The sequence below is a fragment of the Streptosporangium sp. NBC_01755 genome (genome assembly GCF_035917995.1).
Taxonomy (GTDB): Bacteria; Actinomycetota; Actinomycetes; order Streptosporangiales; family Streptosporangiaceae; genus Streptosporangium.
Map to the genome: position 1 here is coordinate 167,797 of NZ_CP109131.1, position 25,586 is coordinate 193,382.

A 25,586-nucleotide genomic window follows, 5' to 3' on the forward strand; every position below is an offset into this window, starting at 1 on the left:
GTGGTCGGTGCCGGCCTCGCCCTCAAGTTCGGTCTACGGAACGAAGCGCTGGTCATGCCAGTACGGATCCCGTAGCGGGACGATCCGCTGGGCGAAGTCGTCCTTGATCGCCCGCATCCTCGCCCCCGGCGCGTAGAAGCGGCCCTTGGTCTCCCCGTACGACATGAGCCGGCCCTTGGCCGCCAGATCGGGCAGCCGGACGGCCCGCCCCCTCCGGTGAGGGGGCGGGCCGTGGTGCGGGCCGTGGGTCAGGCGGCGATGTGCTCGGCCACCTTGGCCGGGGTGAGCGCGATGTCCAGGACCTCGCGCACGTCGCTCACCGCGTGAACGGTGAGCTCGTCGCGGACGGCCTGCGGGACATCGTCCAGGTCGGGCTCGTTGCGCGCCGGGATCAGCACCGTCGTGATGCCCGCCCGGTGGGCGGCCAGCAGCTTCTGCTTGACCCCGCCGATCGGGAGCACCCGGCCGGTGAGGGAGACCTCGCCGGTCATGGCCACGTCGGCGCGGACCTGACGGCCCGACAGCAGCGAGGCCAGGGCCGTGATCAAGGTGACGCCCGCGGACGGGCCGTCCTTGGGAACGGCTCCGGCCGGGAAGTGGACGTGCACCGAGCGGTCCTTGAGGGAACCGACGGGCAGCTCCAGCTCCGCGCCCCGCGAGCGCAGGTAGGAGAGCGCGATCCGGGCCGACTCCTTCATGACGTCGCCGAGCTGGCCGGTCAGGGTCAGGCCGGTGTCACCGGTCTCGGGGTCGGCCAGGGACGCCTCCACGTAGAGCACGTCACCTCCCGCCCCGGTGACCGCCAGACCGGTCGCCACACCGGGAACCGCCGTGCGCTGGCTGGACTCGGGAAGCGAGGACTCCGGCACGTTACGCGGGCGGCCCAGATAGGGGACCAGGTCCCCCACCACCACGGGCAGCTCGCCCTCACCGAGCGCGACATTGGCCGTCACCTTGCGCAGAATCCTGGCGATCGAGCGCTCCAGGGACCGGACCCCGGCCTCCCTGGTGTACTCACCCGCGAGCCTGCGCAGCGCGTCCTCGTCGACCGTGACGTCCTCGGCGGTGAGGCCGGCCTTGTCGAGCTGGCGCGGGAGCAGATGGTCACGGGCGATGGCGACCTTCTCGTCCTCGGTATAGCCATCGAGCGTCACGATCTCCATGCGGTCCAGCAGCGGGCCGGGGATGGCCTCCAGCACGTTGGCGGTCGCCAGGAAGAGCACGTCGCTGAGGTCGAGCTCCACCTCCAGGTAGTGGTCACGGAAGGTGTGGTTCTGCGCCGGGTCGAGCACCTCGAGCAGCGCGGCCGTCGGGTCGCCCCGGTAATCGGAGCCGACCTTGTCGACCTCGTCGAGCAGCACGACCGGGTTCATCGAGCCGGCCTCCCGGATGGCGCGGACGATCCGGCCCGACTGGGCGCCGACGTAGGTACGCCGGTGACCGCGGATCTCGGCCTCGTCCCGGACACCGCCGAGGGCGACCCGGACGAACTTGCGGCCCATCGCACGGGCGACGGACTCACCGAGGGAGGTCTTGCCGACCCCGGGCGGGCCGGCCAGCGCAAGCACGGCGCCGCTGCGACGGCCGCCGACCACGCCGAGCCCCTTCTCGGCCCTGCGCCCGCGGACCGCGAGGTATTCGATGATGCGGTCCTTGACGTCCTCGAGGCCGGTGTGGTCGGTGTCGAGGACGGCGCGGGCCGCGGCGATGTCGTACGAGTCCTCGGTCCGCTCGTTCCACGGGATGTCGAGAACGGTGTCGAGCCAGGTGCGGATCCAGCCGGTCTCGGGAGACTGGTCAGAGGTCCGTTCCAGCTTGTCGACCTCCTTAAGCGCGGCCTGACGCACCTTTTCCGGCAGGTCGGCGGCCTCGACGCGGGAGCGGTAGTCCTCCTCCTCGGAGGCGGCGGTGTCGCCGTTCAGCTCGGCGAGCTCCTTGCGGACCGCGGCGAGCTGCCGGCGGAGCAGGAACTCACGCTGCTGCTTCTCCATGCCCTCCTGGACGTCCTTGCGGATCGTCTCGGCCACGTCGATCTCGGCCAGGTGCTCGCGCGACCACTCGACCAGCTTCTCCAACCGGTCGGCCGGGTCCGCGGTCTCCAGGATCTCGGCCTTGCGCGAGGTGCTCAGCCAGGGGGCGTAACCGGAGTTGTCGGCCAGGATCGACGGGTCGTCCATCTGGTTGACCGCGTCGACGACCTGCCAGGCGCCCCGCTTCTGCAGGATCGTGGTGGCCAGCGCCTTGTACGCCTTCGCCAGCTCGTGGGCGCGCTCGTCCGCCGCGACGGCGGGAACCCGGGTGGCCTGCACCCACAGGGCCGCGCCCGGCCCGGTCGTGCCGGTGCCCACGCGGACCCGGTCGACACCGCGCACCACGGCGGCGGGCTCGCCGCCCGGCAGCCTGCCCACCTGCTCGACGATCGCCCGGACGCCCACCGAGCCGTATCTTCCGTCGATCCGGGGAACGAGCAGGACTTCGGGCTTGTTGTCAGCGAGAGCCTGAGCCGCGTCGATCGCAGCCCGGACCTCGGTCTCCGACAGGTCAAGCGGAACCACCATGCCCGGCAGCACGACCTCGTCGTCGAGCGGCAGGACCGGGAGGATCAAGCTCTCACTCATGTGAACTCCAAGGGTTGAGTTGTACTCACTCAATTAATGGGAGCCTGAGAATGTTCCCGAGGTTGAGCGTGTTCGCTGTGAGCGATCGTAATTGTGTAATTTCTGTCATCCTGCCGGAAGAAGTCCATCACCGCGCAGCAGGCCGAGCAGGCCATCGATCTGCTCGGTCGATCGCGATACTCCCGGCGCTCGGCGACCTACCGCGGACCATGACTTCACACCACCCGAGACCGGCCCCCTCGGCGCCACTCCGCTACAGGCCGCCACAGAATAGGACGGCCCCAGCTCACTCCCCCTCGTCGCCTTCCTGCTCCGCGATCCCACCTGGAGCGACGAGGGACTTTTCCCGTCAACGGAAACGATCGGCAGGCCCTCGCGACACCGCGCCACCGGTGCCGGGCCGGGAACGGCCAACGACGGCGCGCAACCCGTCCGCGGCACGACAAACCGTTCGTTTTACCGGATGCGCACGCGCCGCGCACCCGCCTCCATCACGGACAACCGGCGTGCGCGCTGTTCCTCAAGCCCCACGCCAGGCCTGACATGTTCCTTCCACGAGCACCCCGACAGCGGCTCCCGCCGTCACCGGGGCCGCGTGGCCGGGCACTCGCGCGATGATCCGTGTGTCATCGGCGAGCCGGAGTGTGACGACCGCGTCATGGCCGTGAAAGTCGTAACCGATCACGGTCGCGGCCACCGCCGGGCGGGCCGATGCCGTGGTGATGCGAATCTGTTCGGGGCGCACCATGGCGGTGAGGGCACCGGTCCCTGCCGGTACCTCGCCCACCGGGATGGGACCGAGTGCCGTGGACAGCACGGCGTCACCCGTACCTGGGCCGATACCGGTTCCGGCGGGCAGGAACACCGCGTCGCCCACGAATGCCGCCACCCATGGGTCCACCGGTTCCCGATAGACGCCGACCGCCGGTCCGCTCTGGATGACCAGGCCGTCGCGCATCACCGCGACCTGATCGGCGCTGGAGAGGGCCTCGCCCTGGTCGTGGGTGACGAGGATGGCGGTCGCCCCGTCGGCTCGCAGCGCGTCGCGCACATCGCGCCGCAGTTCGACGCGTAACCCGGCGTCCAGCGCGCTGAACGGCTCGTCGAGCAGGATGAGGGAGGGGCGCGGTGCCAGCGCCCTGGCGACCGCCACGCGCTGCTGCTGTCCGCCGGACAGGTGATGTGGCATCCGCTCGCCCTGTCCGGACAGGCCCACCAGGGTGAGCACTTCCTCGATGCGGCCAGAACGCCGTTCCTCCCGGTTCAGGCCGTACCCGATGTTGTCGCCCACCGACAGGTGCGGGAAGAGCGCGCCCTCCTGCGGGACGGTGACGATATGCCGGCGTTCTGGGGATGTGTGCACTCCCGGGCCTGCGACAGTCCGCCCATCAACGGCGATCTCACCGGCATCGAGCCGTTCGAAACCCGCCACACAGCGCAGCAGGGTCGTCTTGCCACAGCCCGAAGGGCCGAGTACGGCGGTCAGGGTGCCGCTCGGCACGGTGAGGTCGACCCCGGCGAGCGCGGTCATCGTTCCGTACTTCTTGGCGATACCGCGCAGTTCCAGCCGGCTCATCTGGTGGACTCCCGGGTGAGGATGCCGGTGCGCGAGGTGAGCAGCCACGCGGGCACCGATGACAGCAGCACGAGCAACGCCGCGTAGGGGGCAGCGGCGGCATAGGCCGCCACGGTGGTGTGCGTCCACAGTTCGGTGGCGAGGGTGTCGATACCGGTCGGCCGCAAAAGGAGTGTAGCGGGCAGTTCCTTCATGCAGGCCAGGAAGGCCAGCGCGGCACCGGCCCCGATGCCGGGCAGGGTGAGGGGCAGGGTCACCGTACGCAGCACGGCCAGCGGTCCCCGGCCCAGTGAGCGGGCGACGTCGTCCAGGACGGGGGGCGCCTGTGCCGCCGCCGCGGTGACCGCGGCCACCGCCAGCGGGAGGAACAGGGCGACGTAGCCGAGCGCGAGCAGCCAGGTCGTCTGGTAGATCGGATAGGCGAGGCTGATCCCGAAGGAGACCAGGGAAAGGCCGATGACCAGGCCGGGCAGGGCGTGGCTGAGGTAGCCGAGACGATCGAGCAGTGCGGTCAGCAGGCTTGGCGCCTTGGCGGTGAGCACGCCCAGTGGCAGCGCGAGCAGCACGGTGAGCACGGTGCCCGCGAAGGAGAGCCAGAGCGAGTTGCCCGCGGCGTCGGCCACCTCGGACCAGGTCCCCGGCCGCGAGACACCCTCGATCATCCGGTGGCCGAGGCTCACCACGGTGACGCCGATGGAGAGCCCCGCGAGAACGAGCAGCATGAAGGTGGCGGGCCAGCGCGTCCGGACGAGGCGGAACCTGGCCGGGGCCCGGCGAGTAGCGCCCAGATGAGCGTAGCGGGCACCGCGTTGGCGGCTCGCCGTCTCACCCGCGAGTATGAGCATCGTCAAGATGACGAGCACACTTGACAGCACCAGCGCTCCGGTTCGGTCGAAGCCCAGGTCGAAGGCGACGAAGATGGCCCGGGTGAAGGTGTCGGCCCGCACGATCGACACCGCGCCGAAGTCCGACAGAACGTACAGCGCCACCAGAAGCGCGCCACCCGCGACCGCGGGACGGACCTGCCGCAGTGTCACACCGGTGAAGGTGCGCCAGGCGTTTCTGCCCAGTGATCGGGACACCTCCTCCTGGGCCGGGTCGGCGCCCTTGAGCGCCGCGGCGACGGGCAGGAAGACGTAGGGATAGGAGCACAGCGTCAGCACCAGCGCCGCCGCCCAGAAGCCCTCGAACCCGTCAACGGTCGATCTCCACGCGAATGCCGCGATGTAGGTCGGTACCGCGAGTGGCAGGGCCGCCAGGACCGCGAACGCGCGCCTGGCGGGCAGATCGGTCCGTACGACCAGGAACGCCGAACCGACCCCCAGCACGAGGCACCCGGCGCTCACCACCGCGGCCAGGCCGAGGGTGCGGAGCGCGAGCAGCGCGACCCGCGCGGTGAACACCTCCTCGGCGATACGCTTCCAGCCCGCTTCGGCCGTCCGCACGCCGAGGTAGAGCACCGGGATGAGGGCCACCGCGACGGCCAGTACCGACAGGGCGAGCAGTAGCGGCCGGCGAGGACGCCCGCCCGTCGGCAGGATACGACCGAACGGCCGTAGGGCGGGTCCGTCGCGGCGGACCCGCCTGGCGAGATGTGGTCGCGTGGTCAGGGGAGGAGTCCTGATCCCTTGACCGGCGACTCGCTGCGGCCGCCGCAAACGGTGATCTTCTTGTCGTTCGCGGCGCCGGCAGCGGTGGAACCGCTGTCGGACTCGTTTCCGCAGGCGGTGATCCCGGACAGCAGGGCTCCCGCTGCCGGTGCGAGCACAGCTTTGGGGAGTTCAACGGGCATGGCGGTGTTTTCCTTCTGTCGATCGGGAGGAGTCCGACCACGGTTTCAACGACAACGCTGTAAAAGTTAGCCGAGCCTAACCTAAGGGTAGATTGGCGGCGAAGGCACCCCCCTCGGAGGCCACGGCACCATCCGACGCGCCCGGCTCCCTGCGACAGGCCCCACCCGCTCGCGCCAAGAAGCCCGTCCCCGCGCGTCCCACCCGAACTCGACGCGAAGGACGGCCGGTTTAATGACAAGGTGTCGTCATCGGCTTGACGAGGTGGCGCGATTTTTGTGACACTGTGTCATGAAAAGTTTCCTCGCCGCGGAGTGATCATGAGTGAGTCACCGTTCTCCGAAGTCCTCAGAAACGCCACCTGGGGCGACCACGAATCCGCCGAGGATGAGAGCTACCTCAAGGCCCTGATGGCGGGCCAGCTCACCCCCGAGGCGTACGGCGAGATGGTCGCCCAGCACTACTTCGCCTACGTGGCCCTGGACGGCGCCTCACGGTCGCTCGCCGAGGACCCCGTCGCGGCACCGTTCGTCTTTCCCGAGCTCTACCGGGAGGAGGCCCTGGTCCGCGACCTGGAGACGATCTACGGGTCCGGCTGGCGGTCCAGGATCGAGCCCTCCAAGCCGACCCTGACCCTGGTCGCCCGCATCAACCAGGTCGCCACCTGGCCGGCCGGCTACATCGCCCACCACTACACCCGCTACATGGGTGACCTGTCCGGCGGGCAGTTCATCCGGATGGAGCTGCAGAAGATCTACGGCTACCAGCCGGGTGGCGGCATCGACTTCTACCTGTTCGACGAGATCGGCAGCCTGCCCCGTTTCAAGAACGAGTACCGGGCCCGGCTGGACGCGCTGCCCCTGGACGAGGCCGAGAAGCAGCGTCTGATCCGCGAGACCAAGCTCGCCTACCTGCTCAACACCGAGGTCCTGGGCGAGCTCGGCCGGGTGGCCCGGTCCGAGGTCGCCGCCTGAACCCGGTCGTCCCACAGCACGAGAGAACGCTCCGGCACGGATGTCTCCGCACCGGAGCGTTCAGCTGTCCGGCGCCCTCCAGGAGGCGCTGGACCTTCGGAAATCGCACGGTCCCGGCAAAGGCCCTCAAAGACGTACGGTGCTCAGAAGGCGTACGGCCCGAAACGCCCCCAGGCCACGAAGGCGGCCAGCACGAGGAGCACCAGGTTCATCACGAGTGCCGAATACTCCTTGCGCCGGACGTGCACGATGATGGCGCCGATCATCGTGACCACCAGGCCGGCGGCGGCGAGCGGGGTCAGCACGGGCAGGACGCCGGTGAGAGCGGGCAGGATCAGCCCGATCCCGAGGCGGCGGAGCTCGCCGACGACCCCTGGGAGGCGTTCGCCGGGCTGGTCGAACACGTCTGCGGGATGCAGGCCGCCGACCAGGGGGTGACCGAGGCTCTCACCACCTGCTTCCCCGGAGCCGCGCTGGAGGCACCGAGAGCGCGGGCGATGGCGGCGATCGACCGGGTGATCGAGCGGGCCCGCCGTTCCGGGACGCTACGCGCCGACTTCACCGGCCAGGATCTTATGCTGATCATGATGGCCAACGCCGGAGTGCTCGGCTCCACGCGCTACGCCGCCCCTCAGGCGTGGCGGCGACTGATCGGCCTGATCCTCGACGCCTGCCGCACCGACCGCGCCGGCCTCCCGCTCCCCCCGGCCCCCAGCACCAAGGACCTGCACACCGCCATGATCGCGACCCGCCCCCAGCGCTGACCTCGCGGCCGGACGCGGACGACCTGACCGGGGCTGCGGCACTGTGCGACCATGGGGCCATGCCCCGGATTTCGGCCGCTACCATCGGCGAGCACCGCGCCCAGACACAGGACCGCATCCTGCGTGCGGTCTCACGTCTCTCCCGGGAGCAGGGCATCGACGCCATCTCCATGACCGACGTGGCGAGCGAGGCCGAGATCACCCGCACCGTTCTGTACAACTACTTCCCCGACAAGGCCGCGCTGCTGCTGGCCTTCACCGAGCGGGTGACGCACTACTTCATCGACGGCTACGAGCGGGAACTGCCCGAGCGGGCCTCCTCCGCCGAGCAGTTGCGGGTCTTCGTCAGGCTCCAGCTCGAAGGGCTGCTCGCCCACCCCCATCCCGGCCCCGCCGACCTGTCCGCCGCCCTGGGCCCCGACGCCTACCAGCGCCTGGCCGACCACGTCGAGCCGATGCAGCGCATCCTGACGGGCATCATCGACAGCGGCGTGGCCTCAGGCGACTTCCACACCCTCGACGTGGCCGCCACCTCCCGCTTCATCCTCGCCGTCATCGGCGCCGAGCGGGTCCCGCTGCTCAGCGGCGCGGTGACACCCGAGGAGGCCGAGGAGATGGTGTTGGAGTTCGTGCTGCGTGGCCTGGGCTCCCTCCCGCACCCCCCGGACGCCGGCTGAGCCCGTCGGGCGGTGCGGGGGGGTGGCCTGACCTCAGCGGGCGGGGATGCGTTCCAGGATCCCCCCGGCGAAGACGTCGTAGAGGCCGGTCGTCTCCAGATGCACGTAGCCGATGTGGCAGTCGCAAATCGCCGCCGGGCACACCGTGGCCCTCGGCTTGAACGTGCCCTCGTAGAGGTTTCCGAGCACGGCCGGGACGAAGTGGCAGCGCCGCACGGTGCCGTCGCCGTCGACGGAGATCACACTGTCGCCCGTACGACAGGGCAGGCCCGCGCTGCGGTGCGGTGTCCGGCTGTACCGGAACAGCGGATCGATCGCCGTCCAGGCACCCGCCTCGTCGTCGGTGTAGGCGACGCCCTCCGCCGCGTTCACCCAGACGTAGACCTCCCCGGGCAGGTCGGCCCGGATGCGGCGGGCGTGGCCGAGGTGTTCGGGCAGCCCGACGACGCCGACGCTGAACCGGACCCCACGCCTGACCAGGTCACGGCAGCGGGTGAGAAAGCGCTCGTGGGTGACCTGGCCGGGATGGTAGGTCACCCAGAGGGCGAGCGTGTCCAGGTCGGCCTCGGCCAGCCAGCCGGGGCGGCAGCTGAAGTTGGTCTGGATTGCGACCCGCCGCACGTGCGGGAGGTGGCTCAGCTCGACCATCGCCCGGCGGTACCACGAGCGGACGAGGCCCTCGCCCCACGGGGTGAACAGCACCGAGACCGGATGGTCTCGCCCGGCCGTCCAGGCGGTGAACCGCTCCAGCGCCACCCGGTCCCGCCTCAGCCGCCCCGGGCTGTCGCGTCGTTTGGCGAACGGGCAGTAGGGGCAGTCGTAGTCACAGCTCGCCAGCGGTCCCCGGTAGAGGATCGTCAGGTGGTCGCGCCCCTGGCCACCGTCGCACGACTCCCCGGCGTCGGCGGGGCTCCGGCCACCCGGCCCACCCGGTCCCGATCCACCCTGTCCCGGTCCACCCTGTCCCGGTCCACCGGGCTCGCCCGGCAGGAGCGGCAGGAGCCGCGGGCGGCGGGTTCCGGCGACAGGAGCGTCAGGCGAGCCGGGCGAGTCTGTTGAGGTGCTCATCGTTCCTCATGTCCGGCCATCAGCGCGCGGACCCTGCCGGAGAACAGCCCGGGACCGATCGCGTCGGAGTGGGCCAGGCCCTCGGCGGTGAGCCGGAACCACCCGGGCCGCGCCGTGCCTCCGGGCGGCGGCGCGTCCCGCTCCAGCAGGCCCCTCTCCGCCAGGCGCTCCAGCTCCTCGCCGAAGTGGGTCTCGACCCCGGCTCCGAAGCGGGCGCGGTAGGCCATCGGGTCGAGCCCTTCGGCCTGGAGCAGCGACTGGATGAGGTGGCGGCGTCGGCGGTCGTCGTCGTCCAGCCGGAAACCCATGTTGGCGACCGCGAACCCCTCCGTCTCCAGCCGTACGTAGTCGTCGATGATCGCGCGCACCTGGCCTGCGCCGACCGCGTACTCGTAGGAGTGGTGCAGAGCGGAGGTGTAGGAGCGGGCACCGCAGCCGAGGCCGACCATGCCGTCGCTCTGGCAGGTGTACTCGGCGGGGCTCGACCGCCCCGGCAGCCGGAACATCCGCATCGAGACCTGCTCGTACCCCGCGGCGAGCAGGTGGTCGCGGCCCGCTCGGTAGAGGGTGAGCCGGTGGTCGTCCCAGTCGCGGGCGCGGCGGCCGAGACCGGTGAGCGGGCGGACGTACAGGGGGTAGAGGTAGATCTCCTCGGGTTTCCAGGCAAGCGCGGCGTCCAGCGAGTAACGCCAGGATGCCTCCGTCTGCCCGTCGATGCCGTAGATCAGGTCGATGTTGAGCGTCTCGAATCCGGCCTCACGGATCCGGCCGAGCGCCGTCTCGACCTCCTGCCGTCTCTGCGGCCTGACCGCCGCACGGGCCTCGGCGTCGACGAAGCTCTGCACGCCGATCGAGACGCGGGTCGTGCCCCGCTCGGCGAGGACCGCGAGCCGGTCGGCCGTCGCGGTCGCCGGCGAGGTCTCCACAGCCACCGGGACGGCCCGCAGGTCGGCGCCCATGATCCGCTCGGTGAGGTCGAACATCCGGGTGAGCTCGGCGGCGTCGAGATAGGTCGGCGTGCCACCGCCGACGGCCGCCGCCACGAAACGAGGGCCGCTCAGAGCGTCCCTTACGACCCTCGCCTGACGTGCCAGCGCACCGAGGTAGGCGTCGACGAGTTCCTCGGAGGCGCCGGTGCGGGTGAACAGGTTGCAGAATCCGCAGCGCATCTCACAGAACGGGATGTGCAGGTAGAGGAAGAGGTGGTCGGTGGGCTCCTCCGCCCACACCTCCGTCAGCGAAGGCCGGTCCTCCAGCGGCCGGTAGGCCGTCTTGTGCGGGTACGCGTAGACGTAGCCCTGGTACGGACCCGCATGCGCCACGGCATCGGCGGGTCGCGCCGGGGATGCAGAGGACATGGGGAACACGGGCCGCTCGCCGCCCGCCGTCTCCCGCCCCCGGCCTGAACCTGTGGTCACCGCCATTGCCCCCGCTCCATCGTGAACTCCGCGTAGGGCACGGTCCAGACGACCTCGTGGCCGATCCTGTGCCCGACATATCCGTCTTCACCGTAGGCGGTACCGTGATCGGAGCAGACGATCGCGAACCCCGGCCGCCGTTCGCTCATCAGCGCGAACAGCCTGCCGATGTGCCTGTCGACGTATTCGAGCGCGGCGGCGTGGCTCCGGCGGCTGTCGCCGTGCTCGCGGGTGGCCCCCGGCAGGTGGAACCAGTTCGGCTGGTGAAGCGCCGACACGTTGACGAACAGGAACACCGGGCCGTCCACTCCCGCCACCGCCCTCTCGGCGCAGACGATCTGCGCCTCGAACGAGGCGGGAGCGGTGACCCCGAAGGCCGGCTCCCAGTGGCTCTCGGCGAACATCGCCGGCAGCACGGACCCGAGCGGGGTCAGCTTGTTGAAGAACCCCACTCCCCCGACGCAGATCGTGTGATAGCCCGCCCCGGCCAGCCCGCCGGGCAGGTCGGGCGCGTCGAACACCCAGGTGCCCGGGACCGTGGTCTCGCTGCCGGGGAACGCGGCGGCGAACGGGCGAGGATGCGGTCCCGGCGAGGCGGGGGTCGGCAGGAAACCGGCGAGGATCGCGGCGTGCGCGGCGTAGGTGAAGCTCCCAGGGCTGTGCCTGCGCTCCCACCGCCCGCCGGGCAGCGCCCGTGCCAGCGTGGGCAGCCGCCCCGTGGCCAGCAGTTCCTCCGCCACGTCGTAGCGGAGCGTGTCGAGCGTCACCAGCAACAGGTCGTGACTGCCCACGACCTCGTTCATGGCACGCACCGGACCTTCCCTTGCCCCCGATGTCACCGGACCGCCCGTGCGGCGAGCCGTCGCGGTGCCCGGGACGCGAGGCTCTCCGGCTCCTCCCGCGAGTGCCGGGCGAGGATCGCGCGGACCTGGGCGCCGTAGGTGTCGAGGCCCTCCGCGCCGCTTCCGGGCAGGCCCCCCAGCCGGGGCAGCAGGTCGCCGAACGCGTTCACCTCGGCCACCGCCAGGCTCCGCCAGTCGGCCCCGACCATCAGATCGACTCCCACGGCCAGGCTCCCGGGGAAGCAGGCCGCCGCCCGCGCGCAGACCTCAAGCGCCCCCGCCCACGCCTCGGGACCGAGCATGGCCGTGACCACGCCGAGGTCACCCCGGGTGCCACCGAGATGCAGGTTGGTCATGGGGCCGCGCCCGGCACGGACGACCGCGTGGGTGGGCGTGCCGTCCACGACGACCACCCTCAGGTCTATCGCGCGCCCGCCGATGCTCGCCTTGGGAAACCAGCGCTCGACGTGGAGACCGTCTCCGGCCAGCAGGTCGACGATCGCCGCCAGGTCCGACTCGTTCTCATAAACCTTGATCCGCAGGGAGTTGCGCAGCCCTTCGGAGGTCAGCTCCGCCGAGGTCACCGCCCTGACCCGGTCGCCCGACGCGTGCAGGGCGACGATCCCCGAGGCCGACGAGCCATGGGCCGGTTTGACGAACACCCGCCCCCAGCGCACCTCCCCCATCCGCTCGCGCAGCTCGGCATAGCCGCGGATCGGCCCGAAAAGCGCGGGCGGCACCGGCACCCCGGCCGCCGACAGCCCGGCGTGACAGCGCCGCTTGTCGAACATCACCGAGATGTCCTCGACATCGGCGAGCAGCACGGCCCCCGGCATCCGGTCGACCGCCTCGCGGACCCGCGCCGCCCCGGCGACGAACGCGGCGTGCCAGCGTGCCCCACCACCGACCCGGGACGGCTCGCCGCCTCCGCGCAGCAGCTCGTCCGTCTCCGCGTCCTCCCCTGGCGAGTCGATCCTTACCAGCGTGCCCGGCTCGATCCGGATCTCCGCACCGCGCAGCACGGACGTCCACGGCAGGACCGCGGGCTCGCGCAGTCCCTGCCGGACGCAGGCGTCGGCGAACATGGTCACCCGCCGCTCCCCCGGCGTGCCGACGACGGCGAGCGCGGTCACTCGGAGACCGCGACGTAGTACCAGTCGTCGTCGGGCTTCTCCTGTTCGGACACGTCGAGCTCGACGCCGGAGAACGTCGTCCTGAGGCGCTCGACCATGGCGTCGCTCAGGAAGTGGTGGTGCAGGTCCAGGCGCCTGAGGTGGGTCAGCGACCGGCCGGAGAGCAGTGCCTCGGCGCCCATGTCGGTGAGCGTGCCCATCGACTGGGCGAGCGACTCCAGCCGGGCCACCACCGGGGCGGAGGCGACGGCCGCGGCGACCTCGTCCTGGATCTCGCTGTTCTGGAGGCCGAGATGCCTGAGCGCGGGCAGCCGCTCGCCGGACAGGATGGGCTCCAGATCGGCCACGGTGGTGTCTCCGCCGTAGTTCTCCGACCCAAGCCAGAGCTCCAGGTATTCGAGCGCGGGAAAGTCGCTCTCGCCGACCGCCCTGGCCACGGCGGGGGGCAGACCGCCTGTCTCGAACCGGAGGATCCTGAGGCTGTCATGCCGGATCGGCCGCAGCTCCAGCCCCGTGCCACCACGGACCTCCAGCCGCTCCAGCAGCGGGAACGCCTCCAGCAGCGGGGTGACGTCGCCCTGCTGGATCCAGGAGATCTCGCACTCCTCCGACGGCATCGCGCCGAGGAAGAGCGAGCGCAGCGCGGGGAGACGCGCCGCGTTCTCGGCCAGCAGCCGGATGGGACCCGAGGCGTCGTTCTCGTAGGCCTCGCCCCAGCCGCCGACGATGATCGCCTTGACCTCGGTGGTGTCGACGGTCGCGACGAAGCGCGCGAAGTGCTCCTCGAAGGTCTCCTTCGCGTCGTAGACGCGGACCGAGAGGCGCCACGCGGCCTCGCCCGCCGCGGGCATGGGCGCCCCTGGAGGACGCAGGCTCACGATGGGCAGGCCCGCGTACTCTCCACGGTAGAGACCGTCGACGTCGTCGTTGAACTCGCTGTGGTCCATCGGAAACTCCCGTCAGGCTTAACGTGGCAGGACCCGTCCTACCAGAGTCACCCGACATTCTCGGAATCATGCGAGCAGGTCAGCCGGGCATGGGGCGTCAGCGATGATGGACGGCATGGACAACGGTCACATCCGTCTCAATTCCGCGACGGGACGCCGGGTTCTGCTCACCACGGTGCTCGGTTCCGGTATCGCCTGCTGGACGGCACGGCGCTGGCCAGCGCCGACGAGCGCCACGCGGGGGTGGCCAGCGGCGTCAACAACGCCGTCGCCAGGACCGGCGGGCTGCTCGCGGTAGCCGCGATCCCCCCGCTGGCCGGGCTGACCGGCGACGCCTTCGACTCTCCCGCGATCTTCACTACCGGGTTCCACACGACCAGGCTGGTCAGCGCGTCGATGATGGGCCTCGCGGCGCTGCTCACCTTCCTCACCATCCGGGAGAACGTCCTGATCCGCTCGGAGCCGAAGACGGGCTGCCCGGTGACGGCTCCCCAGCCGGGCAGGTGAGCCGTCAGAAGGTGAACGCCTGGCTGCGGACGCTGTTGTCGAAGTTGGACACCAGCAGTTCCGGCTCGCCGAACGAGCGGACCTCGGGCAGCCGGGTGAACAGTTCGCGGAACATCGCCCTGATCTCCTGCCTGGCGAGGTTGGCCCCCAGGCAGAAGTGCGGCCCCGGACCGCCGAAGCCCACGTGGGGCTTGGTGTCCCGGGTGATGTCGAACCGGTCGGCGTCGGGGAAGACCGTCTCGTCGCGGTTGGCCGAGCCGTAGAAGAGCACCACCTTGTCGCCCGCCTTCAGGTGCAGGCCGCGCAGGTCGTAGTCCTCGGTGACGGTGCGGCGGAACTGCATGATGGGCGAGACGTAACGGACCATCTCCTCGATGGCACCACCGATGTGGGCGTCGAAGTCGTCTACCAGCAGGCGCCGCTGCTCGGGGTTGTCGGTCAGCAGCTTGATACCGTGCGCCATGGTGTTGCGTGCCGTCTCGTTGCCCGCCACGAGCAGCAGCGTGAAGAACGACCCCAGTTCCCTGTCGGTCAGCCTCTCACCGTCGACATTGGCGGTGACCAGCGCGGAGACGAGGTCGTTGCCCGGCGCCCCCGAGCGTTCCCTACCCAGTTTGATCACCAGGCGCTGCAGGGCGAGCAGCGCGAGCGTGTTCTGGGCGGCCATCCTGACCGTGTGCGCCAGGCTGGGCCGCACGCCGGAGTAGGCGGTGGAGATGTCGACGTGCTGGTGGACCTTGGCCCTCACCTCGTCGGGGACGCCCATCATGTCGCAGATGACGTGAATAGGCAGCCTTGCGGCCACCTGCTGGACGAAGTCGCCGGGCCCCGAGGCCGTCACGTCGTCCACGATCCGCGCGCACGCGGCGTCGATGTCGCCCTGCAGGTTGCTCAGCATCTTCGGGCTGAACGCCCGGGAGACGATGCGGCGTAGCCGGGCGTGCCGGGGGTCGTCCATGTTGACCATGGACTCGCCGAAGACGTGTTTGACCCATCCGGGCGGCTCGGGACTGGTCACACCGGGCTCGCTGGAGAACACCTTGGCGTTGCGGCTGGCCTCCACCACGTCGGCGTGCCTGACCAGCGCGTAGAAACCCCTGCCCGAGCGGAGCAGCGGCACCCGCTTCTCCTCGAAGAACACCGGCCGATCGAGATCCCGAAGCCGCGCGAACGCCTCATGCCGCTCCTTGAGCGGCCGCCGCCAGAATCCCAGGTCGGCCAGGTCGATTTCCATGCTGCCAATCCTGGCACGTTCTTTACCCGTACCGGCCACGCGAATTTCATGTCCCGGTGGGCCGCGTGTCCGAATTACCAGAAACCATCACATACATGAGAGCCGCGTTTCTCGCCTCCATTACCTTCGCCTCCCTTCTGCTCCCCGCCTCCTCCGCCGGGGCCGCCGGGGCCGCCGGGGCCACCTCCATCGCGGGCGTCTGCTCCGACGTGCCCTCCGACTTCGACGGCGACGGCCGGGCCGATCTCGCGGTCGCCGCGCCCTACACCCGCTCCGGCGGCCACACCCGAGCGGGGGCGGTCACCGTCCTGTACGACATGCGCACCGCCCGGAGACTGACCCAGGACGAGCCCGGCGTGCCCGGCGAGAGCGAGACCGGGGACGCATTCGGCTCGGCGCTGGCGACCGGTGACTTCGACGGCGACCGCTGCGCCGACCTGGCCGTGGGCGTCTCCGAGGAGGACCGCTCCCTGCCGGGGGCCGACGGCGACGGAGTGGTGCAGCTGTTTCACGGCTCGCCGGGCGGTCTGCGGCCCGGCCGGGTGATCGACGCCGGGGACCTGGGCCGCGAGCGCGAGTCCGGCCGGTTCGGGGCCGCGCTCGCGGCGGGGGACCTGGACGGCGACGGGGACGACGAGCTGGTGATCGGCGCCCCGGGGCTGGGCGGCGGCGCGATCGGGGTGTACGGGTTCGGCGGACGCGAGCCATACATGATCACGCAGGAGACCGGATGGGTGGGACAGCCCGAGAAGGAGACCGACCAGTTCGGCGCGGTGCTCGCCACCGGGGACTTCGACGGCGACGGCCGGACCGAGGTCGCCGTGGGCGCGCCCGCGGACACGGCCCTGAAGAACGGCCAGGGCTCGGTCACCGTTCTCGACGTCCGGCGGCGGAAGGCGACCTTGCTCACCCAGGACAGCCCGGGGATCAGCGGCCGCGCCGAGGTCTGGGACTTCTTCGGCGAGTCCCTGGCAGGCGGTGACTTCAACGCCGACGGCCGCGACGACCTGGCGATCGGCGTACCGGGCGAGGGCCTGACCGAGAACCAGCGGGCGATGGACTACGGCGACGGCACGGTACACGTCGTCTACGGCTCCCGCGCCGGGCTGCGCACCGCGGGCTCGGAAACCTGGTCGCAGCGCTCGCTGAAGGGGGAACCGCGCTACTTCGACCGCTTCGGCGCCGCCCTCGCCGCCGGAGACCTCAACGGTGACGGCGACGACGAGCTGGCGATCGGGGTGCCGGGTGAGAACGCCGTCCAGGTGCTCGCGGGTACCCGTTCCGGCGGCCTCACCAAGAACAACAATCTGCTGGTCACCGGCACGGGCGGCGACTTCGGCGGTGCTCTGGCCACGGTCCCGGGCCGCGGCCTGGTCGTCGCCGCCCCGGGCGACGGCAGGCTCACCCTGCTGCGCGGGGCCGTGCGTAAGGGCCCCTACCCCGGTATCCGCCCGTCGACGGCGAGGCCCCTGGCAGGCGCTCCCGGGGACACCCTGTTCGGCTACGCCTTCACCAGCCCCTCCTCCCCTCGGTAGACGACCCGGTAGACGACCCGGTAGACGACCCGGTAGACGACCCGGTAGACGACCCGGTAGACGACCGTGCGTCCCCGTAACCGCGCCGGGATCTGACCGTTCGTTCCGGCTGGTTCCGAGGGAGCCGCGGGCGCCCGTTCCACGCGACGGGCCGTGCGGCCAGGACCTCAAGGAGCCTGGCCGCACGGCCCCGGTCCACCGGGTGACTAACGGATGCGGGTACTGGCCTTGACGGTGCGGCGGATCTCCTTACGGAGCTTGTCGATGTCGGCCTTCGCGTCGGTGGTGACGATCACGCCGAACCTGGCCGTGGCGGTGCCCCGGCGCGAGCCCGCCCAGGCGCGGATCCGCACCGTCGTCGAGTCGCCCTTGTCGAGAGAGGTGATCCAGCAGGAAAGGTCACGGCGCTTGACCGAGCACTTGACGCTGCGCGGCTTGGAGATCACCTTGATCTTGCGGAACCGGGTGGAGAAGTCCCCGACGAGCGCCACGTAGTGCTGGCCGCGGGCCTTGGCATTACGGACCTTGACCGTGTAGACGAGGGATCCGCCCCTGCGGACGTGCTTGGGAAAGGAGATCACGTATCTGAAGTCGGTGGGCGCCGCAGCGGCGGGTGACCGGGCAGGTGCGGCGGGTAAGGCGGACCCGGCGGCCGAGGCTGGGGTCTGGACAAGGAGGGTGCCACCCAGCGCCATGGCGAGAGCCACGGCGCCGAGCCTCTTGGTGAGGGGACTCATAAGCGGCATCATCCAACAACTCTTCAGAAATTCCTCCTTAGATATACCTTTCCGGCTACCCATAAAGCTGTATCCCTTGAGAGTTTCCGCAGGCAGGGTGTAGGCCAACTGGAGGCGTCACTGTTTCCACAGAGTGATGACAAGCCGGCGCCCTCGGAGGGCCGGCCGGCCCCCAGGCTCGACGTGCACCGCGGGGAAGCGTGCACGGAGCCGGCGCGCCCTCGTCAGAGGAGCGCGTCGCGGAATGTCCACAGGACTTCGAGCAGTAGGCGGCATCCTCGCGCGGATGCTCTCGGCCGCGGCCTTCGTCTTGCCACTTGAACTCTCGACCACAGTCCGCGAGAGCGCACGTCTTCGTGTCAGGGAGAGTGCCGCGGCCTCGGCAGGTCGGGCAGGACTCGCTCGCGATGCCGCACCCCGTCCCCACCAAAGAGCAGCCACGCCTACCACGATGACGAAGCTGTACAAAGCGAGACGAATGATGAGGCATCGTCTCAGGTCTCGTCGAGCGTCCTCTCGGCTGGTCATGATGCCCGCCGGGCGACCTCGGCGTCAGCTTCATCCTTGACGTGCCCCTGGAACTCCGCCAGCGTCATCACGGCCGGCCATGAGGCACAGCGCCATCTGTTCGTCAAGGTCGGTGAGGGGGGAGCGGATTGCCGCACTGTCTGATCTGCTCAGTAATCCCCTGCTGCGACTTGAAAGACGGTCAGGCCAAGCTCTTCGCGCCACATGCGGACGACGGCCGCGCGGTCGTCGATGACTCCGGCGATCTCCCTGTGGGCGAAGTGTTCGGTGTAGATGTCGTGCTTCACCTGCACGTCGGGCTGGTTGTCGTGGTCGTCGCGCATCCACAAGCCCTCAGCGTCGTCGAGGTGGCCGACGTTGGCGGCCAGCCACATCTCCGTTTGGCGGCGGCACTGCTCCTTGCGCCCAGACACGTAGGCGATCGGGTGTCCGGCATGGACGCGGTCATAGCCGTACAGTTTTCGGCCATGCGAGGCCCCTTCTAACGCACGAGGGCCCGTGCCTCGCCGGATCTGCTCGCTGATCTCTTCAGACTCCAAGGCGGAGTCGATCCCCTCATCGGCAAGCACTTTCCAGTCACGAGACCGGCCCATGTCGTAGGTACGGTCATGGTTGGTGATGTGGATGAAGACACCACGCTCGCGACATACTGATGATCAAAGGTCGACGTTACGCAGAACGCGCCTGTCACTGCAGGTCAGAGGCATGATCGCGTGTCACGTCGAGCTTTCAGGTTCAGTAGGCCTAGGAAAGTGAACCGCTCACGGGTTTGCGATCACCGCGGCTGGATTCCCATAGGACCCGAACATCGAACGCCTTCTCGTTCTAGCTTCGCCAGGAGGAGCTCCCCGTCGGGGCGGCCAGAGCGCGCGAATCGAGAGGCGCTCCGATCTGGATCGGCAAATAATTCAGCTACGGTCTAACCGTATTGAGCACATGATTTCACGTTGGCTGTGTTCTGATCCTCAACAGACCGAGCATCACCAACAAGCCCGGAGCGCTTGCTCTTGTCCTTGCTGACTCGCCTGTAGACCGCAGCCCGAAGGGCAGCACCTGGCGCGAAAGACATGACCGAAGGGTAAATGAAAGATATATGCAAGAAGGAATTTCTTCAGAAATTCCTCTGGTGCTTTAGGTCAGTGCCGCCTGTCCTGCCGGAATGGTGAACCGAGCACCGGTCTTCGCGGGCGCACCGCGCCTGCTGATGTATTCAAGCGTGCGGAAGTCGGCGTGCAGTTCCTGCGGGGTAAGGCGGCAGACGATGTAGCCGCGCCGCTGGTCGAGATAGGAGATGTGCGGGTTCTCGGCGATCGTCTCGGCGATCCGGCTCTCGTCGCGGTAACCGTCGCCGTCGCTGGCGATCGAGGAGGTGACGAGTTCCACCGCGACCCGGGGCGAGTCGGGGTCGTCGAAGTCGAGCCTCAGGTCCGCCGCGTGGTGCATGTGCGCGTCTCCGGTCAACACCACCGGGTTGGCCGCGCCCGAGTCCCGGAATCCGGTCAGCAGGCGGGTGCGCTCGGCGGCGTAGCCGTCCCAGGAGTCCATGTTGACCTCGGTACCCGGCCCGACCTTGGAGTCACGCTGGGCCATCAGGATCTGCTGGCCGACCAGGTTCCAGCGGGCGCCGGAGGTCGCAAGACCGTCGAGCAGCCAGTTCCGCTGGTCCTCCCCGAGCAGGGTGCGCCCGGCGGCCAGCCTGTCGTCGCAGCCGGACCTGAGCCCGTCCTCGCAGGCCTGGTCGTCGCGGAACTGCCGGGTGTCGAGCAGGTGAAAACGGGCCAGCGGCCCCCAGTCCACCCGGCGGTGGACCCGCATCGACGCCCCGCCGGGCACGCTCGTCCGGCGCAGCGGCATGTTCTCGTAGTACGCCTGGAAGGCGTTGGCCCTGCGCCGGGCGAACGCCGGGTCCCCGGAGCTGGAGACCTCTCCCGCCCAGTTGTTCTCGATCTCGTGGTCGTCGAAGGCCACCAGCCACGGCGCGACCGCGTGCGCCGCCTGCAGGTCGGGGTCGCTCTTGTACTGCGCGTGCCGCATCCGGTAGTCGGCCAGCGTGGCGCAGGTGCCCGAGGTGTGCTGCCGGACACTCCCGGCGAGGGCCGTGTACCCCCGTGGCGCGTACTCGTACATGTAGTCGCCCAGGTGGACGACCAGCCCGGGATCCTGCTCGGCCAGCCTCCGGTACGCCGTGTAGAAACCGTGCTCGTAGTGCGCACAGGCGGCGATGGCGAGGGTCAGCGGGGACAGCGCGGACGGGGCGGTGCGGGTGCGGCCGGTCGGCGACAGGTGGCCCTCGGCTCTGAAGCGGTAGAAGTACTCCCGGCCGTGCTCCAGGTGCTCCACCTCGACGTGGACGCTGTGCGCCCGCTGCCGGCGTGCGGTCTCGGTACCCGCGCGGACCACCCTGGCGAACCGTTCGTCGGTGGCGAGCTGCCATTCGACGTCCACGTCCCGGACCGGCATCCCGCCCCGGCCGTCCGGGCCGAGCGGGTCGAGGGCGAGCCTGGTCCACAGCACGACGCCGTCCGCCGACGGGTCGCCGGAGGCGATGCCGAGCGTGAACGGGTCGCCGGCGAGGGTCCGGGCCGGGCCGGGCCCGGCCCCGGTGAGCAACAGGCCGCCCGCACCGGCGGCGGCGGAAAGAAACACTCTGCGTGACAGCTTCTGCTCCACACCACCAGTGCAACCGTTCCAGCTTTCCCCGCCATGGCCTGCGCATCAAGGCATGATGAACAGCCGTTGCACAGGCGAGTGCCCTACCCGCGGTGATTTAACGCCGGCCGACCGGCGGGCGACATCGGGGCGAAGGGCCGGCTTCCCGGTGGTGGTCGCACCGGAACCCGGAGGGACGGCTCGGGAAGCGACGAGGCTCACGTCAGGGAACCGGAGGTGCCGACCTCCGCGGCGGTGAGTGCGAGCCGGCGGGGAGACCCCGGCCCGGGTCATCCCAGGTAGGGCTTGAGGTGGGGGTTGAGGGCGCCGCAGCCCAGGTATTTCTCCGCGGTGTGGAAGTCGAGCCAGTCGAGGTTGACCAGCGCCTCCTGGTCGACGCCGGTGAAGCAGGTCCGCAGCCCCGGCGGGATCGCCGCGATGTCGTCCTTGTCGGCGATGTTCACCCACCGTCTGACCTTGGGGGGCCGCTCGCCCCAGCCGTTGACCGGTGCGGGCATCAGCCGCTCGAAGATCACGTTGCGCATGCCGAGCGGGCTGCCCAGAGTGATCAGCAGGTCCACCTCCAGGTCGGGGTTGGCCCAGAGCGTCTCGTAGGTCACCACGCTGCCCAGCGAGTGCGCGATCACCACCTTGGGCCGGTTCCGCCTGATCACCTCGGCCACGGCCGCCCTCGACTTCTCGCGCGCCTCACCCCCGGCCGCCATGTAGGTGGCGACCTCGGGACAGAAGAGCTTGGCGAAGTCGGCGGCGTTGGCCTGCAACCGGTCCAGCAGCCAGCCGGTCATCCGGTGCAGGGCACCGGTCAGCCCCTCCCCCACCGAGTCGAGCTGCTTGGCCCAGGCGACGAAGACCTCCTGGGCGCCGACGTTCATGCTCCGCACCGCGCGCGGAGAGTCCTCCTTGCTCTCACCCAGCAGATGGGCGTAGTAGGCGATCTCGGTGATGTAGCGCTCCTTGACGTGCGGCTTGCCGCCCGTCAGGCCCTTGTGCAGGTAGCGGTCCCACTTGTCGCGCATCGCGACCGCCGCGCCGCCGACCGAGTTACCCGCGTCGCGGTAGTAGCGGTACTTACCGATACCGTGCACCCCGACGATCGTGTCCATACTCCCCCGCCTCCTGTTTCGCATGCCCGGTTTTCACGGGCGTTGATGACATACGCCCCCGAGCAACTGTGGCGGAAGCGAGCCCCGCGTCACAAGACCACGGCGGCACCGGCGAAAACCGTCAACGGACTCATAATCCGTGGGTCGTGGGTTCAAGCCCCACCCTGTGGGGTGCGGAAACTCGGCCGTAGTGGTTGACCTGGAGGTTCGTGGCTCGAGCATGATGAGGTCTCGGGCATCCTGCTGACGGTGTCGTGGTCCTTGCTTTACCTCATCCTCGGACGTGTCGTTCAGCTCCTGGTCCTGCTGGGTGGCTATCAGCGCATCAGCGGCGAACTGGCCGGCGTCGGGCTACGGGTGCCGCCCAGCACAGTGCGCGACATCCTCAAAAGAGCCGGGCTCGGTCCGGCACCACGTCGCACCGGCCCGAGTGGTTATGACGACTTGAGGTGGCCCCACTCGGGCGGCTTGAGCTGGGGCGAGTTCCTGAAAGCGCAGGCCGAGGGCATCTGGGCGTGCGACCTGTTCCACGTGGACACCGTCTTCCTCAAGCGGCTCTACGTTCTGTTCTTCATCGAGCACGCCACACGCGCCGTTCACGTCGTGGGTGTCACGGCGCATCCGACCGAAGCCTGGGTCGCTCAACAGGCCCGCAACCTGCTCACGGACCTGGGAGAGCAGGCCGAGCGCATCAGATTCCTCATTCGCGACCGCGACGCCAAATTCACCGCGGTCTTCAACGAGGTGTTCACCTCACTCGGCGCCCGCGTCATCAAAACGCCGGTTCGCGCGCCGCAGGCCAACGCGATCGCCGAGCGTTGGGGCGGCACCGTTCGACGGGAATGCACCGACCGGCTCTTGGTCTACAACGACCGCCATCTCCGCCGGGTCCTGCAGGCATACCAGTGGCATTACAACCGGCACCGTCCCCATCGCTCACGAGACCGTCAACCACCTCAGCCACCACATGCCCCGGCTACACCCAGCAATCTCGATCAAATCCGCCTGCAACGCCGACAGATACTCGACGGCCTGATCAACCAGTACCGGCGGACCGCATAGACGGGGCGGATAACCACAGACCAGAGGCCACATCCGGGTTTTCGCACCCCACAGGGCCGGACCCGGACGTGCTGCACGTGGTTCTGCCGGCCGTACACAGGGTCTGGGTCTTTCGCTAGAGATTCGGCCTGGAAATTGCCCTACCCTCGTATGCGTGACCGAGTTGATGATCGACGCACGGGACATCCGGGTCAGCAGGTTCGGCCGTGGGAGGCCGTCGAGAAACCGGCCTCCGACAGCACAACTGTGCTGCTGACCATGCAGTACATGGAAGCGCAGCCGCGGACTGGATCGACCGCGGAGGCGGACGGATTGACGATCACCGCGCCGGTCGACACGTCCGCGGACCTCGCGGTCATGGTGCGCGCACTGGACAAAGCCGTGATCGAGGCGGCCGAGCCCGCCATCGGGAACCCACGCTCGACGACATGTACCTCAGTCTCGCCGCCACCGAACTGGAGCACGCCCGGTGAAGATCCTTCCGGTGTCCAAAACGGACCCCGCATCCTGGGCGGCCGACAACCGTGCCGACCTCCGTTCGCTGCTGGCCGCCGACGGCGCCGTGCTGGTGCGTGGCCTGGAAATCGCGGATGTGTCCACGGCCGCAGCCGTCAGCCGTGCCTTGATCGACTCGTTCGTGACCGAACGTGAGGGCTTCGCGCCACGTGACTCGCTCGAGCATGGCGTGTACTCGGCGACGAAGTGGCCATCGGACCAGCCGATGTGCATGCATCACGAGCTGAGCTACGTGACCGATGTGCCGACTGTGCTGGCGTTCACCTGCTTGCGTGCCCCGGTTTCGGGTGGCGTGACGGCTCTGGCCGACTCGCACGCGGTGCTGGACTCCCTTGACCCGGATGTGGTGGCTCGGTTCTCGGAGCACGGCTGGCAGCTGGTGCGCCACTACAACGGCCTGGTCGGAGTTTCGCTGGCGGACGCGTTCGGTAGTTCCGACAAGGATGTGATAGAGGCGTACTGCGAGGCCCACGGGATTTCGTTAACCTGGGGCGCGGATGGCAGCCTCCGGACGACGCAGACCCGTCCTGCGTTGGTGCGGCACCCGGCGTCAGGGCGGCTCGGCTGGTTCAACCAGATCGCGTTCCTGAATGAGTGGACCATGGACCCGGACGTCCGTGACTACCTGATCACGGCGTTCGACGGCGGCCTGCCGTTCAACACGTTCGCCGGAGACGGCACTCCGCTCGACCGGGCGACCGTCGACGCCATCAACGCCGTGTACGACACCCACACCATCCGTGAGCCCTGGCAGGACGGCGACATCATGCTCGTCGACAACATCCGGATGGCCCATGCGGTCGAGCCGTACAAGGGTGAGCGGGAGATCGTCGTGGCTATGGGCGAGGCCGTCCGGATCAAGGAGTACTGACGTTCTTCAGGTACGAGATCAGCCCGCCGGTGCTCGCCTCGGCTCCGACGGCGGCCGGGCGGATCTCCCGCGGCTGCCAGTCGGGCGATGCGTTCACTTGCTTTGTCCTCCCAGCGTTTCAGTCGAAGCTCAAGGTCGAGTACATCGTCACGTTGCCGATCAGCGTGGCACATGCTTTCGCCGCCGCCGCGACTTTGTCGGGATAGGCTGGGGTCGAACGGTCGATCAGCACGCCGATCACGGTTCCACTGTGCCCGACCACCACGCCGAGTGCGTCGATGTCGGCACAGATCCCAATCATCGCTTTGAGCGTCCTCTTCGGACGCAGGACCTGGTTGAGCTCGGCGCTGCGGGTTGCCACATCTCCTACCTCAGCCAGGTCTCCGGTGGCCACCGCCGAAGCGAGACGGTCGAGCAGCCGGGCGTACTCGCGTTTCTCCGCCATGCCGAAAGGTTTTGGGATCCGGTTGAAGGCAACCGTGTCCACCGCGCCGCCTTCGTCCAGGCCGACCACGGTCATTGACGGCAGCGAGCCCAGTATCCGCCGCAGTCGGACACTGCGGTGGTGGTACGCCACGATTCCGGGATACAGCACGCCGTCGGTCGGCTCGATCTGGCAGAGCAGCCTTTCGATGAACTTTGGCGTCAGCTCCACGTCCAGCGCGTTGCCGATCGCCCTCGCGGTGGCGACCAGATCGGCCGATGAGCTGGCCATGCCCTTGCCCTCGGCCAGTCCACTGTCCAGAGTGAGCACTCCGCCGACTGGCTTCGGCATGGTCTGCATGACCATCTGGGCCAGTTTGAGCGACTTCGTCTTGTGCCGTGGCCGGACTTCGATCGTGGACATGGCCGGGTCGGCCAGGAACGTGGCCACCGTCCAGCGCGCGATCGGCAACGTGACGAGGAAATCCCCGTCGGCCTCGTCCAGCCTGCCCTGCAGCAGTTCGCCGAAGGTGCCGAACGCGGTGCTCAACCCGGTGGCGCCGCGGTAAAGCGGCTGGACAGCCAGTGACATG

General features: G+C 69.4%; 26 protein-coding genes and 1 tRNA gene. 8 read left to right on the plus strand and 19 right to left on the minus strand.

Annotated elements, in window-relative coordinates; genetic code table 11:
* Positions 1-33: 33 nt before the first annotated feature.
* From OG884_RS00650 to OG884_RS00670, 5 genes are all read right to left on the minus strand, one after another.
* Positions 34-165, minus strand: a complete 132-nt coding sequence (locus OG884_RS00650; protein ID WP_326641047.1) for a hypothetical protein — start codon at positions 163-165, stop codon at positions 34-36.
* A gap of 83 nt (positions 166-248) precedes the next feature.
* The gene (lon, locus tag OG884_RS00655) at positions 249-2,618 is read right to left on the minus strand and encodes an endopeptidase La (RefSeq protein ID WP_326641049.1); all 2,370 of its coding nucleotides are present in this window, start codon (positions 2,616-2,618) and stop codon (positions 249-251) included.
* A gap of 520 nt (positions 2,619-3,138) precedes the next feature.
* Positions 3,139-4,194 carry an ABC transporter ATP-binding protein gene (locus tag OG884_RS00660; protein ID WP_326641051.1) on the minus strand — a complete coding sequence of 352 codons (1,056 nt, stop codon included), beginning with the start codon at positions 4,192-4,194 and terminating at the stop codon, positions 3,139-3,141.
* Complete coding sequence (locus tag OG884_RS00665) at positions 4,191-5,669, minus strand: ABC transporter permease (RefSeq protein WP_326641053.1); 1,479 nt, start codon at positions 5,667-5,669, stop codon at positions 4,191-4,193. Before OG884_RS00665 ends, OG884_RS00660 begins: the two co-directional genes overlap by 4 nt.
* A gap of 131 nt (positions 5,670-5,800) precedes the next feature.
* A complete protein-coding gene (locus OG884_RS00670) occupies positions 5,801-5,986 on the minus strand; it encodes a hypothetical protein (protein ID WP_326641055.1) in 186 nt (61 codons plus the stop codon).
* A 318-nt stretch (positions 5,987-6,304) separates the two neighbouring features.
* On the opposite strand from OG884_RS00670, the gene OG884_RS00675 reads away from it, so the two are divergent.
* On the plus strand, positions 6,305-6,958 hold the full coding sequence (locus tag OG884_RS00675; protein WP_326641058.1) for a biliverdin-producing heme oxygenase: 654 nt from the start codon (positions 6,305-6,307) through the stop codon (positions 6,956-6,958).
* Positions 6,959-7,101: 143 nt separating this feature from the next.
* Here the strand turns inward: OG884_RS00675 and OG884_RS00680 are convergent, their stop codons facing one another.
* Positions 7,102-7,362 (minus strand): DoxX family protein, encoded by a 261-nt coding sequence (locus OG884_RS00680; protein WP_326641060.1) that lies wholly within the window; start codon positions 7,360-7,362, stop codon positions 7,102-7,104.
* 9 nt (positions 7,363-7,371) lie between these two features.
* On the opposite strand from OG884_RS00680, the gene OG884_RS00685 reads away from it, so the two are divergent.
* Together OG884_RS00685 and OG884_RS00690 are read left to right on the plus strand one after the other, a co-directional pair.
* Positions 7,372-7,722 (plus strand): SbtR family transcriptional regulator, encoded by a 351-nt coding sequence (locus OG884_RS00685; protein WP_326641062.1) that lies wholly within the window; start codon positions 7,372-7,374, stop codon positions 7,720-7,722.
* 59 nt (positions 7,723-7,781) lie between these two features.
* On the plus strand, positions 7,782-8,399 hold the full coding sequence (locus OG884_RS00690; RefSeq protein WP_326641064.1) for a TetR/AcrR family transcriptional regulator: 618 nt from the start codon (positions 7,782-7,784) through the stop codon (positions 8,397-8,399).
* A 33-nt stretch (positions 8,400-8,432) separates the two neighbouring features.
* Here the strand turns inward: OG884_RS00690 and OG884_RS00695 are convergent, their stop codons facing one another.
* The 5 genes from OG884_RS00695 to OG884_RS00715 are packed head-to-tail and all read right to left on the minus strand — an operon-like array spanning position 8,433 to position 13,807.
* Positions 8,433-9,467: an STM4011 family radical SAM protein gene (locus tag OG884_RS00695; RefSeq protein ID WP_326641066.1), complete on the minus strand. Its 1,035-nt coding sequence runs from the start codon at positions 9,465-9,467 to the stop codon at positions 8,433-8,435.
* Positions 9,464-10,825, minus strand: coding sequence for an STM4012 family radical SAM protein (locus tag OG884_RS00700; RefSeq protein ID WP_326641068.1), 1,362 nt, complete (start codon positions 10,823-10,825; stop codon positions 9,464-9,466). The genes OG884_RS00695 and OG884_RS00700 overlap by 4 nt, the downstream gene beginning before the upstream one ends.
* Before the next feature lie 56 nt (positions 10,826-10,881).
* Positions 10,882-11,688, minus strand: coding sequence for an STM4013/SEN3800 family hydrolase (locus tag OG884_RS00705; RefSeq protein ID WP_326641070.1), 807 nt, complete (start codon positions 11,686-11,688; stop codon positions 10,882-10,884).
* Between the two features lie 32 nt (positions 11,689-11,720).
* Positions 11,721-12,860 carry an STM4014 family protein gene (locus tag OG884_RS00710; RefSeq protein WP_326641072.1) on the minus strand — a complete coding sequence of 380 codons (1,140 nt, stop codon included), beginning with the start codon at positions 12,858-12,860 and terminating at the stop codon, positions 11,721-11,723.
* Entirely contained in the window at positions 12,857-13,807 is a 951-nt protein-coding gene (locus OG884_RS00715) for an STM4015 family protein (RefSeq protein WP_326641073.1), read from the minus strand. The genes OG884_RS00710 and OG884_RS00715 overlap by 4 nt, the downstream gene beginning before the upstream one ends.
* A 243-nt stretch (positions 13,808-14,050) precedes the next feature.
* Here OG884_RS00715 and OG884_RS00720 point away from each other — a divergent pair, with 243 nt between their 5' ends.
* Complete coding sequence (locus OG884_RS00720; RefSeq protein ID WP_326641074.1) at positions 14,051-14,314, plus strand: hypothetical protein; 264 nt, start codon at positions 14,051-14,053, stop codon at positions 14,312-14,314.
* A 4-nt stretch (positions 14,315-14,318) separates the two neighbouring features.
* On the opposite strand, the gene OG884_RS00725 is transcribed toward OG884_RS00720, so the two are convergent.
* Complete coding sequence (locus tag OG884_RS00725) at positions 14,319-15,548, minus strand: cytochrome P450 (RefSeq protein WP_326641076.1); 1,230 nt, start codon at positions 15,546-15,548, stop codon at positions 14,319-14,321.
* A 95-nt stretch (positions 15,549-15,643) separates the two neighbouring features.
* On the opposite strand from OG884_RS00725, the gene OG884_RS00730 reads away from it, so the two are divergent.
* The gene (locus tag OG884_RS00730) at positions 15,644-17,083 is read left to right on the plus strand and encodes an FG-GAP repeat protein (protein WP_326641079.1); all 1,440 of its coding nucleotides are present in this window, start codon (positions 15,644-15,646) and stop codon (positions 17,081-17,083) included.
* On the opposite strand, the gene OG884_RS00735 is transcribed toward OG884_RS00730, so the two are convergent.
* The 5 genes from OG884_RS00735 to OG884_RS00755 all read right to left on the minus strand — a co-directional run bounded on the left by OG884_RS00735 (position 17,050) and on the right by OG884_RS00755 (position 22,121).
* A complete protein-coding gene (locus OG884_RS00735; RefSeq protein WP_326641081.1) occupies positions 17,050-17,226 on the minus strand; it encodes a hypothetical protein in 177 nt (58 codons plus the stop codon). The two genes, OG884_RS00730 and OG884_RS00735, sit on opposite strands and share 34 nt — an antisense overlap.
* Positions 17,227-17,289: 63 nt before the next feature.
* Positions 17,290-17,820, minus strand: a complete 531-nt coding sequence (locus tag OG884_RS00740; RefSeq protein WP_326641083.1) for a hypothetical protein — start codon at positions 17,818-17,820, stop codon at positions 17,290-17,292.
* 677 nt (positions 17,821-18,497) lie between these two features.
* Positions 18,498-18,917 carry a phosphatase domain-containing protein gene (locus tag OG884_RS00745; RefSeq protein WP_326641085.1) on the minus strand — a complete coding sequence of 140 codons (420 nt, stop codon included), beginning with the start codon at positions 18,915-18,917 and terminating at the stop codon, positions 18,498-18,500.
* 562 nt (positions 18,918-19,479) lie between these two features.
* A complete protein-coding gene (locus OG884_RS00750; RefSeq protein WP_326641086.1) occupies positions 19,480-21,018 on the minus strand; it encodes an alkaline phosphatase D family protein in 1,539 nt (512 codons plus the stop codon).
* Between the two features lie 269 nt (positions 21,019-21,287).
* On the minus strand, positions 21,288-22,121 hold the full coding sequence (locus tag OG884_RS00755; protein ID WP_326641087.1) for a hypothetical protein: 834 nt from the start codon (positions 22,119-22,121) through the stop codon (positions 21,288-21,290).
* A 97-nt stretch (positions 22,122-22,218) separates the two neighbouring features.
* Here OG884_RS00755 and OG884_RS00760 point away from each other — a divergent pair.
* Together OG884_RS00760 and OG884_RS00765 are read left to right on the plus strand one after the other, a co-directional pair.
* Positions 22,219-22,292 (plus strand) — tRNA-Met (locus OG884_RS00760).
* Between the two features lie 78 nt (positions 22,293-22,370).
* Positions 22,371-23,183: an integrase core domain-containing protein gene (locus OG884_RS00765; RefSeq protein ID WP_326641089.1), complete on the plus strand. Its 813-nt coding sequence runs from the start codon at positions 22,371-22,373 to the stop codon at positions 23,181-23,183.
* 191 nt (positions 23,184-23,374) lie between these two features.
* On the opposite strand, the gene OG884_RS00770 is transcribed toward OG884_RS00765, so the two are convergent.
* Positions 23,375-23,647, minus strand: a complete 273-nt coding sequence (locus tag OG884_RS00770; RefSeq protein WP_326641090.1) for a hypothetical protein — start codon at positions 23,645-23,647, stop codon at positions 23,375-23,377.
* A 20-nt stretch (positions 23,648-23,667) separates the two neighbouring features.
* Between OG884_RS00770 and OG884_RS00775 the strand changes: the two genes are divergently transcribed.
* Positions 23,668-24,570 carry a TauD/TfdA family dioxygenase gene (locus OG884_RS00775; RefSeq protein ID WP_326641092.1) on the plus strand — a complete coding sequence of 301 codons (903 nt, stop codon included), beginning with the start codon at positions 23,668-23,670 and terminating at the stop codon, positions 24,568-24,570.
* A gap of 118 nt (positions 24,571-24,688) precedes the next feature.
* Here OG884_RS00775 and OG884_RS00780 read toward each other — a convergent pair whose 3' ends face one another.
* Complete coding sequence (locus tag OG884_RS00780) at positions 24,689-25,585, minus strand: GHMP family kinase ATP-binding protein (protein WP_326641094.1); 897 nt, start codon at positions 25,583-25,585, stop codon at positions 24,689-24,691.
* Position 25,586 lies beyond the last annotated feature (1 nt).

Bases quoted from the DNA above. Each gene is read 5' to 3' on its own strand.
- OG884_RS00650 (WP_326641047.1), bottom strand. From the start codon at position 165: ATGTCGTACGGGGAGACCAAGGGCCGCTTCTACGCGCCGGGGGCGAGG.
- lon (WP_326641049.1), bottom strand. From the start codon at position 2,618: ATGAGTGAGAGCTTGATCCTCCCGGTCCTGCCGCTCGACGACGAGGTC.
- OG884_RS00660 (WP_326641051.1), bottom strand. From the start codon at position 4,194: ATGAGCCGGCTGGAACTGCGCGGTATCGCCAAGAAGTACGGAACGATG.
- OG884_RS00670 (WP_326641055.1), bottom strand. From the start codon at position 5,986: ATGCCCGTTGAACTCCCCAAAGCTGTGCTCGCACCGGCAGCGGGAGCC.
- OG884_RS00675 (WP_326641058.1), top strand. From the start codon at position 6,305: ATGAGTGAGTCACCGTTCTCCGAAGTCCTCAGAAACGCCACCTGGGGC.
- OG884_RS00685 (WP_326641062.1), top strand. From the start codon at position 7,372: ATGCAGGCCGCCGACCAGGGGGTGACCGAGGCTCTCACCACCTGCTTC.
- OG884_RS00690 (WP_326641064.1), top strand. From the start codon at position 7,782: ATGCCCCGGATTTCGGCCGCTACCATCGGCGAGCACCGCGCCCAGACA.
- OG884_RS00695 (WP_326641066.1), bottom strand. From the start codon at position 9,467: ATGAGCACCTCAACAGACTCGCCCGGCTCGCCTGACGCTCCTGTCGCC.
- OG884_RS00700 (WP_326641068.1), bottom strand. From the start codon at position 10,825: ATGTCCTCTGCATCCCCGGCGCGACCCGCCGATGCCGTGGCGCATGCG.
- OG884_RS00705 (WP_326641070.1), bottom strand. From the start codon at position 11,688: ATGAACGAGGTCGTGGGCAGTCACGACCTGTTGCTGGTGACGCTCGAC.
- OG884_RS00715 (WP_326641073.1), bottom strand. From the start codon at position 13,807: ATGGACCACAGCGAGTTCAACGACGACGTCGACGGTCTCTACCGTGGA.
- OG884_RS00725 (WP_326641076.1), bottom strand. From the start codon at position 15,548: ATGGAAATCGACCTGGCCGACCTGGGATTCTGGCGGCGGCCGCTCAAG.
- OG884_RS00730 (WP_326641079.1), top strand. From the start codon at position 15,644: ATGAGAGCCGCGTTTCTCGCCTCCATTACCTTCGCCTCCCTTCTGCTC.
- OG884_RS00740 (WP_326641083.1), bottom strand. From the start codon at position 17,820: ATGAGTCCCCTCACCAAGAGGCTCGGCGCCGTGGCTCTCGCCATGGCG.
- OG884_RS00755 (WP_326641087.1), bottom strand. From the start codon at position 22,121: ATGGACACGATCGTCGGGGTGCACGGTATCGGTAAGTACCGCTACTAC.
- OG884_RS00780 (WP_326641094.1), bottom strand. From the start codon at position 25,585: ATGTCACTGGCTGTCCAGCCGCTTTACCGCGGCGCCACCGGGTTGAGC.